The sequence below is a fragment of the Flavobacterium mesophilum genome (assembly GCF_039581405.1).
GTDB lineage: Bacteria > Bacteroidota > Bacteroidia > Flavobacteriales > Flavobacteriaceae > Flavobacterium.
The window spans coordinates 86,633-101,317 of record NZ_JBCPXZ010000004.1 but is presented as its reverse complement, the minus strand read 5'-3'; the positions used below and the strand labels follow the sequence as shown (position 1 = coordinate 101,317).

The 14,685-nt window shown below is 33.4% G+C and carries 12 protein-coding genes; 6 read left to right on the top strand and 6 right to left on the bottom strand.

Features of this window, described 5'->3' with window-relative positions:
- Window positions 1-6 precede the first annotated feature (6 nt).
- From AAYQ19_RS13680 to AAYQ19_RS13670, 3 genes are all read left to right on the top strand, one after another.
- Window positions 7-2,469 (top strand): TonB-dependent receptor plug domain-containing protein, encoded by a 2,463-nt coding sequence (locus tag AAYQ19_RS13680; RefSeq protein WP_343536978.1) that lies wholly within the window; start codon window positions 7-9, stop codon window positions 2,467-2,469.
- Window positions 2,470-2,545: 76 nt separating this feature from the next.
- Entirely contained in the window at window positions 2,546-3,268 is a 723-nt protein-coding gene (locus AAYQ19_RS13675) for a CREC-EF hand family protein (protein ID WP_343536976.1), read from the top strand.
- A gap of 9 nt (window positions 3,269-3,277) precedes the next feature.
- Window positions 3,278-3,697 (top strand): hypothetical protein, encoded by a 420-nt coding sequence (locus AAYQ19_RS13670; RefSeq protein ID WP_343536974.1) that lies wholly within the window; start codon window positions 3,278-3,280, stop codon window positions 3,695-3,697.
- Here AAYQ19_RS13670 and AAYQ19_RS13665 read toward each other — a convergent pair.
- From AAYQ19_RS13665 to AAYQ19_RS13645, 5 genes are all read right to left on the bottom strand, one after another.
- The gene (locus AAYQ19_RS13665; RefSeq protein ID WP_343536972.1) at window positions 3,689-4,390 is read right to left on the bottom strand and encodes a DUF2971 domain-containing protein; all 702 of its coding nucleotides are present in this window, start codon (window positions 4,388-4,390) and stop codon (window positions 3,689-3,691) included. The two genes, AAYQ19_RS13670 and AAYQ19_RS13665, sit on opposite strands and share 9 nt — an antisense overlap.
- 120 nt (window positions 4,391-4,510) lie before the next feature.
- Window positions 4,511-6,340 (bottom strand): ABC transporter ATP-binding protein, encoded by a 1,830-nt coding sequence (locus tag AAYQ19_RS13660; RefSeq protein WP_343536970.1) that lies wholly within the window; start codon window positions 6,338-6,340, stop codon window positions 4,511-4,513.
- A gap of 235 nt (window positions 6,341-6,575) precedes the next feature.
- Entirely contained in the window at window positions 6,576-8,303 is a 1,728-nt protein-coding gene (locus AAYQ19_RS13655; protein WP_343536969.1) for a phospho-sugar mutase, read from the bottom strand.
- Window positions 8,304-8,355: 52 nt separating this feature from the next.
- Window positions 8,356-9,312, bottom strand: coding sequence for a glycosyltransferase family 2 protein (locus tag AAYQ19_RS13650; RefSeq protein ID WP_343536967.1), 957 nt, complete (start codon window positions 9,310-9,312; stop codon window positions 8,356-8,358).
- Window positions 9,313-9,321: 9 nt separating this feature from the next.
- Window positions 9,322-9,852, bottom strand: coding sequence for a DUF4199 domain-containing protein (locus AAYQ19_RS13645; RefSeq protein ID WP_343536966.1), 531 nt, complete (start codon window positions 9,850-9,852; stop codon window positions 9,322-9,324).
- A gap of 249 nt (window positions 9,853-10,101) precedes the next feature.
- Here AAYQ19_RS13645 and AAYQ19_RS13640 point away from each other — a divergent pair, with 249 nt between their 5' ends.
- Both AAYQ19_RS13640 and AAYQ19_RS13635 read left to right on the top strand, forming a co-directional pair.
- Window positions 10,102-10,356 (top strand): type B 50S ribosomal protein L31, encoded by a 255-nt coding sequence (locus AAYQ19_RS13640; RefSeq protein ID WP_008464817.1) that lies wholly within the window; start codon window positions 10,102-10,104, stop codon window positions 10,354-10,356.
- Between the two features lie 223 nt (window positions 10,357-10,579).
- Window positions 10,580-11,755 carry a GlmU family protein gene (locus AAYQ19_RS13635; RefSeq protein ID WP_343536960.1) on the top strand — a complete coding sequence of 392 codons (1,176 nt, stop codon included), beginning with the start codon at window positions 10,580-10,582 and terminating at the stop codon, window positions 11,753-11,755.
- A gap of 130 nt (window positions 11,756-11,885) precedes the next feature.
- Here the strand turns inward: AAYQ19_RS13635 and AAYQ19_RS13630 are convergent, their stop codons facing one another.
- The gene (locus AAYQ19_RS13630; RefSeq protein WP_343536959.1) at window positions 11,886-12,329 is read right to left on the bottom strand and encodes a PepSY-like domain-containing protein; all 444 of its coding nucleotides are present in this window, start codon (window positions 12,327-12,329) and stop codon (window positions 11,886-11,888) included.
- Window positions 12,330-12,574: 245 nt separating this feature from the next.
- Between AAYQ19_RS13630 and AAYQ19_RS13625 the strand changes: the two genes are divergently transcribed.
- The gene (locus AAYQ19_RS13625; RefSeq protein ID WP_343536958.1) at window positions 12,575-14,209 is read left to right on the top strand and encodes an ABC-F family ATP-binding cassette domain-containing protein; all 1,635 of its coding nucleotides are present in this window, start codon (window positions 12,575-12,577) and stop codon (window positions 14,207-14,209) included.
- Window positions 14,210-14,685 lie beyond the last annotated feature (476 nt).

The following is a 14,685-nucleotide window of genomic DNA, read 5'->3' as shown; positions in this document are numbered from 1 at the left end:
AAACATTTGAATAATTATAAGCTAATATTTGTTTTCTTTTTTTTATGCATCGGATCTATTGCATTTGCTCAAAACGCTCATGTGAAAGGTGTTATTTTAGATACGGAAAATCATCCTGTTGCCGATGTTAATATTTCATATCTAGGAAATGTGGTTCAGTCAAATCAAAATGGTGTTTTTGATATTGAAGTGCCGGCAAATAAAAAAGTTTCTTTGATTTTTACCTACGTTTCTTTGAAAATGATGAGCCTTACGGTAAGTTTAAAACCGAATGAAGTTTTTCTTTTTAATCCAGTGATGAGCAGTTCTGCTGAGCAAATGGGCGAAGTTTTTGTTTCTTCTAAAAATAAAAAACGAGTCCAAGGCATTGTCACTGTTGAGCCAGAAACTATTAAGAAAATTCCGGGAGCAAACGCCGGAATAGAAAACATTTTAAAGACATTGCCGGGTGTAAATTCCAATAATGAATTGAGTACACAATATGCGGTTCGTGGCGGAAATTATGATGAAAATTTAGTTTATGTAAATGAAGTCGAGGTTTATCGTCCGTTTTTGATTCGTTCTGGCCAGCAAGAAGGTTTGAGTTTTACCAACACCGATTTGGTTCAAAATGTCGATTTTTCAGCTGGAGGATTTCAAGCTAAATTTGGAGATAAACTATCTTCTGTTTTGGATATTACATATCGCAAGCCAACTCAATTTGGAGCTGCTTTTGAAGCTAGTTTTTTGGGTGCAAGTGCCGCTGTTGATTTGGTTTCTAAAAATAAAAAATGGTCGGCCGTTACTGGAATTCGTTACCGAAACAATAGCCTTTTGGTGAACAGTCAAGATGCGGAAACAAATTATACTCCAGTTTTTGCAGATATTCAAACGAATGTCAATTATGATATTTCCGAAAAATGGCAAATGAGCTTTTTAGGAAATATTTCTCAGAACAAATATTCGTATCAGCCGTTAGTGCGCCAAACGAATTTTGGTACAATTGATCAGCCAATGGCTTTGACGGTTTATTATGACGGTCAAGAAAAAGATAAATATGAAACGTATTTCGGGGCTTTAAAAACAACTTATAAAGCTTCGCCAAGTTTGACTTTCAAATTGATCGGTTCGCTTTTCCATACCACAGAACAGGAACATTTCGATATTTTAGCACAATATCGTTTAGGAAATGTTGATGAGGATGGAAATGTTGAAAACATCGATTTTACAAAAGGAATCGGTTCGCAGCTTAATCACGCTCGAAATGACCTCGATGCTTTAATCGCTAATGCCGAAATAAAAGGGTTTAAAGAGTGGCTTAACGATAGTGAACTGGAATTTAGTTTGAAATATACTCGAGAATCCATTCGTGATCGTGTAGTCGAGTGGGAGGTGATTGATTCAGCTGGATTTTCAATTAATCCTCCATTGGTTATTTTGCCTAAAAATAATCAGCCTTATCAACCGTATACAGGACCTTTGTTGCCTTATCAAGATGTTCGCGCTACAAATTTTAATACCATAAACAGACTTTCGGGTTATATGCAGTTTAATAAAAAAACGGCAATTGGTTCTAGTCAGGTTTGGTATCATGCAGGTGCTCGTTTTCAGAGCTGGAATGTTTTGGGCGCTTTAGAAGAAGGCAAAACGCAGTTTGTTTTGAGTCCGCGTGCGCAATTTGCAATCAAGCCAGATTGGGATATGGACATGGTTTTTCGAGTTTCGGGCGGATTGTATCATCAGCCGCCATTTTACAGGGAACTTCGTGATTTAGACGGAATTGTTCATCCAAACGTAAAAGCGCAAGAGTCAGTTCATATTGTTTTAGGAAATGACTACAATTTTAAAATGTGGAATCGTCCTTTTAAATGGGTGACCGAAGTATATTATAAGTCACTTTCAGATGTAAATGTTTATTCCATAGACAATGTCCGAATTCGATATGTTGCCAATAATAATGCAAAAGCCTACGCACAAGGTTTTGATTTTAGGCTAAATGGAGAATTTGTTCCAGGTACAGAATCATGGGTAAGTTTTGGATATTTGAAGACGGAAGAAAATTATGAAAACAAAGGATATATAGCAAGACCAACCGATCAGCGTTTGAAATTTGCAATGTTGTTTCAAGATTATATGCCAAACATTCCGAGCGTGAAATTGTATCTTAATTTAGTTTATAATACAGGATTGCCAGGTGGAGCGCCGGCGTATTCTGATCCGTATTTATACCAAAACCGATTAAATGATTATAGAAGAGCAGATGTTGGTTTTGCAAAAGTTTTTGTGGATAGTAGTACGAAAGTTGCCAAAGCAAAATGGCTGAAAGACTTTAAGGAATTATCAGTGGGGTTGGAGATTTTTAATCTTTTTAATAATCAAAATGCTATTACTAATACTTGGGTTCGTGATGTGTATTCTAAAAATGAATATGCGATTCCAAATTATATGACTTCGCGAGTTTTTAACGTTAAGTTAAATGCGAGATTGTAAGCTTTAGTAAAATTCAATAAAACAAAAATTTACAATCAAAAATAGTATATTTGATATTCTAATATAATTGCCAAACATGAAAAACTATATAAAATATATCGCCTTAGTAATTATCGGAACTACAGTGAGTTGTAAGGATGAAGTGCAGAAGCCGAAAGTGATTTATGATGCTTCGAACAAAGCTAGTGTTGTGGCTAAAACGGATTCAACGCAAATTGAAGTGTCAGATTTGCCAGTTCAAATGGAAGGAACGAATTATTTGATTCATCCTGTTGGCGATTTGAGAGTGTATGAAAGAGGTACAAAAGGACGTTACGGTTCATCGAGTGTAAATGATGTGAGCTTTACGATTTCTAATTTAGGAGAATATGAGATTACCGGCTATCTGCAAAATTTGAAATTTCAGAAAGTCGATTCAGATTCGATTAGGCCTCTATCAGATAAGCCAGTTTTGATCATGACGGCGACGTATTTAAAAACCGTTGCGGATAAAACTCATAATAATGTTATGGTATACACACTGACGGATTCAGATACCAATAAAGACGGGAAAATAGATACAGGAGATATTAAAACCTTGTATTTAAGTGATATCAGTGGGGAGAATTTCACCAAAGTTTCACCGGATCTTCAAGAATTGGTCGATTGGAGCTTAATAGAATCTAAAAACCGTTTGTATTTCAGAACTATTGAAGATACTAATCAAAACGGACAATTTGATAAAAATGATGTTTTGCACTATAATTACATAGATCTTGCTTCTAAAAAATGGGAGGTTAAGTCTTATAAACCTATATAGTTTCAAGAATTGTATTCCGAAAAAGAATTAAACGATCAAGATAAAGAGATTGGCAAAGTGCGATATGTTTTTTTGCCAATTTTGTTTTTTATAATAGTAATGTGTTGCTTCGCAGATAAATCGAAAGCAGAACGCAATTATAGAGAAGCAAATGAAGAAGCATTTTCCGGAATTGTAAAAGATAAAGAGGGAGATGAAAAATGTATTCGATGTCCTCATTTTATATATTTAAGGCTAGTAGAATCACATCAAGTAAGTGCTTTTATATATTCCAGAATTGAAATTGGAGACTCTGTTGTGAAGAAAGCAAAATCGGATTCTGTTTATTATTTTAAGAAAAATGGGGAAATTATCATAGATGATCAAAATCGGTATTTAAGAGAATACTACTTTGCTGAAATGGATAAAAATAATTCCACATCAAATTAAAATATCACTTTCCAAATCTGATTTTTCGATTTCGAAACCAAAATCCAAGCGTTCTACTAATTCAATAACTAGTTTTTTATACCAGTTTTCAGATTTTGGATGAATGTAAATCTTTTCAATCAATTGATTGATGTCAACATTGATTTTTAATCCATCGTTTAGTTTTAAGGTGCTGTGGGAAGTGTCGGTAATGATCCGGACTTCGCGTTCGTATTGAAAGCTTTTTCGTTTAAATAAAAACGGAAAAAACAAATCATCAAACGGAATATATTCTTTTTTGTAGTCGATGTAGTTTACTTCGCCAATATATTGGTCAAAATTATTTTCGGGTTTTAAGGCTTTTTGCAATCTTCCGATTGTAGACTGAATCGCCAGCCCTTCGCTGTTTTGCGTAAAAATCTGCCACATAGCAAACGATTCATATTCGTTGATATGCCAACTGCTTATAGCGACTTTTTCCCTGTGTGTTTTGTAATAAGTTATAAAATCAGGATTATCAACCGCCAGTTTTTTTATTTCTTCATAAGTCGGCTCGCTGAAAGTGCCTTCGTATTGATCTTCAAATTTGTCGGAACGCGACATGAATAATTTTTTCGAAAGCAATAAATCAAGAAATTTAGATAAGTCAAGATACTTCCAAACGACAGTATCCGGATCTTCGGGCAATTTTATATTCGGATTATTGATGTACATTTTTAAAGAGTTATCAATAGCTACCTAAAGTTATAAAAATAAAAACAGATTAAAGAATATTAAATGCTGTTTTAATATTTCCTTAATCTGTTAAAATGATTTATTTCTTTTTTATGAATCTTAAGATTCGAAAGACTGCATCGTAACTAGTTTGTTATAAGTTCCGTTTAGCGCAATTAATTCTTCATGCGTTCCTTGCTCAACAATTCTTCCTTTTTGCATTACCACAATTACATCAGCTTTTTGAATAGTAGAAAGTCTGTGCGCAATTACAATTGAAGTTCTGTTTTGCATCATATTTTCAAGCGCCACCTGAACAATTTTTTCGCTTTCAGTATCCAATGCTGATGTTGCTTCATCCAAAATCATAATCGGAGGATTTTTCAATACAGCTCTTGCAATCGATAAACGTTGCTTTTGTCCACCCGAAATTTTGCTTCCGCTATCTCCAATATTAGTATAAATTCCATTTGGAAGATCTTTTACAAACTCGTAAGCATTGGCAATTTTTAAAGCTTCAATAATTTCGTCGTCAGTTGCGTCAAGTTTTCCTAATGCGACGTTTGCTTTAATGGTATCATTAAATAAAATAATGTCTTGTGTAACCAACGCCATCAAACTGCGAAGAGAGTGCAGACTCATATCTTTTATGTTGATTCCGTCAATAGAAATTGTGCCTTCGTTTACATCATAAAAACGCGTTAATAAATTCGCAATCGTACTTTTTCCGCTTCCAGATTGCCCAACAAGCGCAACAGTTTGTCCTTTTTTAATTTGAAGAGAAAAATCTTTTAAGATGCTTGTTTCTTCATATTTAAAGTTGATGTTTTCAATGCTTATTTGATCATCAAAAGTGTCCTTTTCAACGGCTTTTTCTTTAGAGACTATAGTGTTTTCTTGTTCTAAAATTTCAAGAACACGTTCTGCTGCAGCATTTCCTCTTTTTACTCCGTAAGAAGCTTTAGAAATTGCTTTTGCAGGAGTTAAGATATTATATGCTAATCCCATATAGGCAATAAAAGAGGCTCCATCTAGAGTTTTGTCGATCAAAACCATTTGACCACCGTACCAAAGCAAAATGGCAATTACAGTGATCCCCATGAATTCACTCGCAGGAGACGCTAAATTTTGGCGATTACCGATGCTGTTTGATAGTTTGAAAAAACGCTCAGTAGAATTTTGAAAAACAGTGTTGAAATAATTTTCAGAATTATAGCCTTTAACAACTTTTAGTCCTCCAATAGTTTCTTCAATAGTTGATAAAAAATGTCCTTGTTCTTGTTGTGCTTTTGTAGATTGTTTTTTAAGCTGTTTTCCAATTAAAGAAATAATATAACCTGAAACCGGAATAAAAATAAATACAAATAAAGTCAGTTTTGGACTAATGAAAAGCATAGCTGCGATAGTGAATACAATCGTTAAAGGCTCTTTTACGATAAGTTCCAGAATGGCAAGAAAAGAAGTCTGCAATTCATTTACATCTGCAGAAATTCTCGAGATTACGTCACCTTTTCTTTTTTCAGAATAAAAAGATAGGGGCAGTTCTAATGTTTTTTTATACATCGCATTACGCATATCTCTCAAAACACCATTTCGTAAGAAATTAATGAAGAACATAGCCAGGTAATCAACAAGGTTTTTCAATAAAAAGATAGTAATAATTCCTGCTACCATTATCGATAAAGTGCGTCCTACGCCATACTGATCTGTGGTTTGCGTTACAAAATAGCTTAAATAATTTTCACCGTACTTTTTGATGTGTAATATCCCTTCGTACACCGGCTTAACGGTATTTCTTTTGGTTTGGTCAAATAAAACCTGAATCATAGGGATTAATGACATAAACGAAAGTGTGCTGAAAAGTGCATACAAGACATTGAAAAAGATGTTCAGATACGCATATCTTTTATATGGATATATAAAAGGAACTATTTTTTTGAAATTACTCATTTATTTTTTTTGATGTTGTTTTCTTTGTTTAGGGTGGCTTTACCAATATTTAACGATTTGATAAAGCAATTTTCACTGCACAAAATTAATCCAATTGAGGTGTTTTCAATTTCTTTTTGCTTTTTTTTATAAAAAAAACTCTGACTTCCATTTCAAGAATGTAAATCAGAGTTTGTTAGAATCAATTTTTTCAATCGTGCACAAACTTTGTGCGTAATTGGAAATGTATTGAGATTTATTTCAATTGCATGTCTGCAATGATGTTTTGTATTTTTTGGTCTAAGAATTTCTCTGCTTCATCAAATTCTAAAACCGATTCGATTGCAGCATTTACGCTGATGTAGAATTTAATTTTAGGCTCAGTTCCGCTTGGTCTTGCACAAATTTTAGAACCATCTTCAGTATAATAGATCAATACGTTTGATTTTGGAATATCCATTGTTGATTCTTCGCCAGTCAATAAATTCAAAGCAATTGATGATTGGTAATCTTCAACCATAATTACGCGTTGAGCATTGATTTCTTTTAAAGGATTTTGGCGTAAGTTGATCATCATTTGATTGATTTCTTCTAAACCTTCCATTCCTTTTTTAGTTAAAGAAACCAAGTGTTCTTTGTAGAAGCCATTTTCAACGTAAAGTTGAAGAAGCTCTTTGTAAACAGAACTTCCTGCAGCTTTTGCTTGTGCAGCAACTTCACAGATTAATAAAGTAGCGGCAACGGCATCTTTATCTCTTACAGCATCACCAACCATAAAGCCAAAGCTTTCTTCACCGCCTCCAATAAATTGAAGTTCTGGGAAATCTTTGATCATTTTTGCGATCCATTTGAATCCAGTCAATCCAACTTTGCATTCCACTCCGTAGCTTGATGCTAGTTCCATCATCATTGGAGTTGAAACGATTGTTGATCCTACAAATTGTTTCCCGTTTAGTTTTCCAGCTTTCTGCCATTGTTTCAACAAGAAAGAAGTCATCAAGATCATAGTTTGATTTCCGTTCAATAGAATCATTTTGCCGTCGTTGTTACGAACAGCAACACCTAAACGGTCACAATCAGGATCTGTACCGACAACAATATCAGAGTTTGTTTTGTCTGCCAAAGCCAATGCCATAGTCAAAGCTTCTGGCTCTTCTGGATTTGGAGATTTTACAGTTGGGAAATCTCCATCAGGAATAGCTTGCTCAGGAACAATATGAACATTTTTGTATCCAGCTTGTGATAAAGTATCTGGAATAGATTTTATAGAAGTTCCGTGCAATGAAGTGAAAACAACATGTAAGTTGTCTTTAGCTTCAGCCGGAGTATTGAAACTTGCATTTTCAATAGACGATTTCACAAAAGCCTTATCAATATCAGTGTCGATATATTTGATTAAACTCTCATTCGCGTCAAATTTAATTTTGTCGTAGCCTAAATTTTCAATTACGTTGATAATGGCTTTGTCTTGTGGAGGAACAATTTGTCCACCATCTTGCCAATATACTTTATATCCATTGTATTCTGGCGGATTGTGAGAAGCAGTCAAAACGATTCCGCATTGGCATCCTAAATATTTAAGAGCAAAAGACAATTCTGGAGTTGGTCTTAAGTCTGAAAACAAATAAACCTGAATTCCGTTTGCAGAGAAAACATCTGCAACCACTTTTGCCAAAGTATTACTATTATGACGGCAGTCGTAAGCAATAACCACTTTTAAAGGCTCATTTGGAAAAACTTCATATAGGTAATCAGATAATCCTTGGGTGTTTTTTCCAAGTGTATATTTATTGATTCTGTTGTCTCCAACGCCCATTACGCCACGCATTCCGCCAGTTCCAAATTCAAGGTTTTTATAAAAACTTTCCTCAAGTTCTTTTGGAGAAGTTGTCATTAATTCCTTAACTGCGGCTTGCGTTTCTTTGTCAAATGTTGGTGTCAACCATTCATTTACGGCGCTTAATATATTAGGTGCTATATTCATGTAATTTTTTTTATTATTTAATTAAATGTGTAGGGCGGGTCAGTGCTCTACATTAAAAATTAACCTCTCGGGAAACTTTGTATCTTGCTTCATTGCTTTTGGTTCTTAAAATGATTTCGCCTAAAAATCCAGCAAGAAACAGCTGAGTGCCTAAAATCATTGTAGTCAAAGCAATATAAAACCACGGATTGTTTGTAACAAGCGTATATTTCATTCCTTCATACATGTGGTACAATTTAGAAATACCAATATAACCTGCAGATAAAAATCCGATAATAAACATTAACGAACCAATTGCGCCAAATAAGTGCATCGGTCTTTTTCCGAATCGAGATAGAAACCAAATCGTAATTAAATCCAGAAAGCCGTTTATAAAACGTTCCATTCCAAATTTTGTTTCACCGTATTTTCTAGCTTGGTGGATAACCACTTTTTCGCCAATTTTTCCAAATCCAGCATTTTTCGCCAAAACAGGAATATAACGGTGCATCTCGCCAGAAACTTCAATGTTTTTTACGACAACATTTTTGTAGGCTTTCAATCCGCAATTAAAATCGTTTAATTCAACACCAGAAGTTTTTCTAGCCGCCCAGTTAAATAATTTTGAAGGCAAATTTTTTGCTACAACTGAGTCATAGCGTTTCTTTTTCCAGCCCGAAACCAAATCGTATTTCTGCTTTGTAATCATTTCATACAATTCAGGAATTTCGTCAGGACTGTCTTGCAAGTCGGCATCCATAGTAATGATAACATCACCTTTTGCTTTTGCAAAACCAGCATGCAAAGCCTGAGATTTTCCAAAGTTTTTCATGAAACGAATACCTTTTACATTTGGGTTCTCATTAGAAAAACTTTCGATAATATTCCAAGAATCATCTGTACTACCATCATCTACAAAAATGATTTCATAAGAGTAATTGTTAGATTGCATCACTTTAATGATCCATGTGTAGAGTTCTTTAAGTGATTCCTCTTCGTTTAGAAGCGGTATAAGTATAGATAAATTCATTTATAATTTTTATTCTTGAGTAGTTTTGCTTTTGAAAAATGCGGCCAAAATTAATCCTAAAATAGAATAAAGGGCAAGGCTGAAAGCTAATCCTTTAAGTTGTTCTAGAGTTGAAAACGGGCTAGTTTTTCTCATTTTATCCAATGCTTCATTTATTGCAGAAGCAGGTGTTCCGAATTTTTGCAACGTTTCGGCCATATATTTTATAAGATATTCTCCTATTGTTTCTTTTGCAGCGGGGTCAATAACGTTAAATAATAAAATACTGAAAAATGTTGAAATTAATAAAGCAATAAGTGTGGTAATAAAATAGGTTGTAAATGCATCTTTAAAAGAGAACGAACCATTGATTTCTTTTTTTGTCTTTGTCAGTAATAGGATTCCAATTACCAGATAAATGACAAAGCTCAATGCGCCAATCCATCCAGAAACAAACAATTTAAGATCTATTGAATAGATGCTCGCTGTAATTAATGCTAGAATAACTCCTAAGACAATTCCGTAAGTAATACCATTCTTTTTTATAACTTCATTGATCATATTTCTATATGTTTTAAAATTAATCCACAAATATAGTAATTCCCGCTATAATCGTAGATAAAAAAAGCTTTTCGAAATAAAGTAAAAAAAAGTAAGCTAACTGTTTGTTTATTAAAAAAGAATTGTAAATTTGCACACTCAAAAATAATTAAATTTTTAAACAAAAAGAGTGTTATTTGTTTATACCTTTTTCTAATCACGAAAAAGCTTCAAAATAAAAATGCTCCAAACAATAAATAAAAAGAAAAGATGAAAAAAGGAATTCACCCAGAAAATTACAGATTAGTTGCATTTAAAGACATGTCTAACGATGAGGTTTTTATCACTAAATCTACTGCAGATACAAAAGAAACAATTGAAGTTGACGGAGTTGAGTATCCAGTTGTAAAAATGGAGATTTCTAGAACATCTCACCCTTTTTATACTGGTAAATCTAAACTTATCGATACTGCAGGACGTATTGATAAATTCAAAACTAAATACGCGAAACACGCTAAAAAATAATAGCTGTTTTAAATTATACAAAAGCCTTCCAATTTGGAAGGCTTTTTTTATGCCATAATTTTTGTTGCTCAAACTTTGGTTGGATTGTGGTTGTTTTGTGCAGGAGTATTTTGGATTCAATTCATTATGAACTACTAAAACAAGTTTAGTAAAAACATAAATATTTGTAACTTTGGCCTCGATAACCAAATCAAGATTTTAACAAGTACCAAATTTTTTATTTATGAATTACATTCTTTTTGACGGTCCCGTTCGGAATGCTTTATTACCTTTTACTTTTACGAGGCCCGTGGCCGATATCTTAATCGGAATTATGACAATTCGTCAAAAATGGGAAATGCGCCTTGGCTCAACAATAACAACAATTACTGAAGAATATTTGTCTGAAAAATTTCCAATGGTGGAAATGGAAGAAAACGTAATGATCAATGCCGCTTATTTGCCAAATGATAAGCTTGTTGAGATGATTTCTGATTTAACGGCAAATCAGGCAATCTTTAAAGGCGAGGATGTAATCGCTTTTTTTGCGTCAGAAAATCAAGAAGAAGTTGATTTTGACTCTTATGAAATCATTCAGTATAACGATGATTGTTTGACTGTTGAGCATACTTGGGATATTTTTTCTAAAAACGATGCGGCAATTCGTGCTGATTTTGCTTTTTTGACTGAAGACAGAAAATCACAGCCAATTCCGAAAAGCGTAAATGTCATAGCGCCTGAAAATATTTTTATTGAAGAAGGAGCTAAATTAGAGTTTGTAACCCTAAATGCTTCAACTGGTCCTATATATATAGGTAAGAATACTGAAATTATGGAAGGAACCGTAATTCGAGGGCCATTTGCTTTATGCGAAAATGCAATGGTGAAAATGTCGGCTAAGGTTTATGGCGCAACTACAGTAGGTCCTGGATCTAGAATAGGTGGTGAGGTTAAAAACTCGGTTCTTTTTGCTAATTCAAATAAAGGGCATGAAGGATTTTTAGGTGATTCTGTTTTGGGTGAATGGTGTAATATTGGTGCCGATTCTAATAACTCAAACTTGAAAAACAATTACGAAGAAGTGAAATTATGGAGCTACGAAACAGAAGGTTTTGCTAAAACCGGACTTCAGTTTTGTGGTTTGATGATGGGAGATCACAGTAAATGTGGCATCAACACGATGTTTAATACCGGAACTGTTGTTGGTGTAAGCGCTAATATTTTTGGATCTGGTTTTCCTCGCAATTTTGTTCCGAGTTTTTCTTGGGGCGGCGCTGCAGGATTTACAACTTATGTAACTAAAAAAGCGTTTGAAACAGCGCGTTTGGTTTTGTCAAGAAGAAATATTGATTTTGATGCAACTGAACAAGCGATTTTAGAACATGTTTTTGAAGAAACCAAAAGATGGAGAAAAGATTAATTAGATAATTAGTCAATTTGAAAATTAGATAATTTTTTCAAACCCGACAGTTTTCAAAACCTGTCGGGTTTGTTGTTTATAGTTTTGGTAATTTTCTAATTTTCAAATTGCCACATTTTTCTAATTTCCATTATTTATCGATTTTAACAAAATCTTCTTTTAAGTTGAATTTCAATTCTAAACCGTTGCTCAATTTTGTTTCATAACCAGAACTTTCGATTTCAATTTTGGTTACATCTTCTTTTGGAAAATTTGTTTTTATGTAAGAAGCAATTTTTTTAGGAACGATCGATTTTGGAATTTTGGAGTTTTTGCCATCAACTTCTTTCCAGTTTCCTTTTTTGTCAAATTCGATTTCAGTTTCATTATCAAATTTCACTTTATATTCTGTAGAAAGGATTTCTTTCTCTTCTAAAATATAGCTTGGTTTTTTCGATCCGAAATGCGTCTTCAAAAAAGTTTGAGCATTTGCAGGTAAAGCTTCTTTTTTAATTACAGTTTTTTGTGCATTTGCAGAAAAACCAAATAATAATCCTGCAATTAAATAAATGGTCAATTTTAATTTCGTTTTCATAATTCGCTGATTTTTAAAATCATATCACAAGTTAAGATTAAAATTTCGAAATAATACTAAACCATTTAGGTTTCGTTCGCTATGATTATGATGTTATTTAATTGGCAAATTGCTTAATTGACAGATTTTCAAAATTATCTAATTTTCAAATTGCCAAATTATCTAATTAATCTATCTTTGCGGCACGAAAAAAATGGGTAGTCAAAAAGAAACGATTAACCGATTAAACAAATTAACAAGAACAAATGATTACAGTTAACGATATTTCGGTTCAGTTTGGCGGAACTACACTTTTTAGCGATGTTTCTTTTGCTATAAATGAAAATGATAAAATTGCCCTTATGGGTAAAAATGGTGCGGGAAAATCGACACTTTTAAAAATAATAGCAGGAGTTAATAAGCCTTCTACAGGAAATATTTCGGCTCCAAAAGAAGCTGTGATCGCATATCTTCCTCAGCATTTATTGACTGAAGATGGTGCGACAGTTATGGAAGAAGCATCAAAAGCATTCAGTGAAATTTTTACAATGAAAGCTGAAATCGACGATATCAATGAGCAATTGACAGTTCGTACCGATTATGAAAGTGACGAATACATGAAATTGATTGAAAGAGTTTCTGACTTAAGCGAGAAATTTTATGCAATCGAAGAAGTTAACTACGAAGCTGAAGTTGAAAAAATATTAGTTGGTTTAGGATTTGAACGTGAAGATTTTAACCGTCAAACTTCTGAATTTTCTGGGGGATGGAGAATGCGTATCGAATTGGCTAAAATTCTATTAAGAAAACCAGATTTGATTTTGCTGGATGAGCCTACCAACCACATGGATATCGAAAGTATTCAATGGTTAGAAGAGTTTTTGCTGAATCAAGCAAAAGCTGTTGTAGTAATCTCGCACGATAGAGCGTTTGTAGATAATATTACAAACAGAACTATCGAAGTTACAATGGGAAGAATTTATGATTACAAAGCAAAATATACGCATTATTTAGAATTAAGAAAAGACCGTAGAATTCATCAGCAAAAAGCATACGATGAACAGCAAAAAATGATTGCTGAAAACCGTGCGTTTATTGAGCGTTTCAAAGGAACATTCTCTAAAACCGATGCGGTTCAGTCTCGTGTAAAAATGCTTGAAAAATTAGAAATTGTTCAAGTTGATGAAGTTGATACTTCTGCACTGCGATTAAAATTCCCGCCTGCAGCGCGTTCTGGGCAATATCCTGTTATTGTAAAAGAAATGTCTAAAGCTTACGGAGATCACGTAGTTTTTAAAGATGCAAACATTGTAATCGAACGTGGTCAAAAAGTAGCTTTTGTTGGAAAAAATGGTGAAGGTAAATCGACAATGATCAAAGCGATTATGAAAGAAATCGGTGTTGATTCTGGAAGTGTTGAAATTGGCCATAATGCTCAAATTGGGTATTTCGCTCAAAATCAAGCGGCATTATTAGATGAAAATGCTACAATTTTTGAAACGATCGACAGTATTGCGGTTGGAGATATCAGAACACAAATCAAAAATATTTTGGGGGCTTTCATGTTCCAAGGCGATGATATTACTAAGAAAGTAAAAGTGCTTTCTGGAGGAGAAAAAACGCGTTTGGCAATGATCAAATTATTGTTGGAGCCAGTGAATTTGTTGATTCTGGATGAGCCTTCAAATCACTTGGATATGAAAACAAAAGATATTATTAAAGATGCGTTGAGAGATTTCGACGGAACTTTGATCTTAGTTTCTCACGACCGTGATTTCCTTGACGGATTAGCAACTAAAGTTTTTGAATTCGGAAACAAAAGAGTAAAAGAACATTTTGAAGATGTGGCTGGTTTCTTGGCACATAAGAAAATGGATTCTATGAGAGAAATCGAAAAATAGAAATACTTTAAAAATAGTAAAAGGCGCAAGAATCAACTTGCGCCTTTTTTTGTTTTGTTAAAAATGATAATCGTATTTTAATGCAACTATTTTTACAAGTTGTCTTTTTTTTATTATTTTTATGATGCCCTTTGTGTTGATTAGTAAGTCTTTGTGTCTTTTATTGTTTTGTTAAGAAGACTAATTCGAATTTTTGATGAAGTTGGATTTATAAGCCTATTAATAAAAATTACTAGCCATAAATGTTTTCATCTTTTTTATTGTGTCATTATTTTATAATGCACATACTGCTGAAACCCAATCTGCAGTTGATTCAGAAAACAATTTGAAATATCCAATGTTTCAATTTAAGAGACTTATTCAGGCATGATATCTAGAAGGTTTTGGAGATAATGAAGGTGTTCTAGGAGTAAATCATTCGAATTCCAGATTCGACAACATATTATTATGATTTGTTTTTAATGCATAGCTCAGAC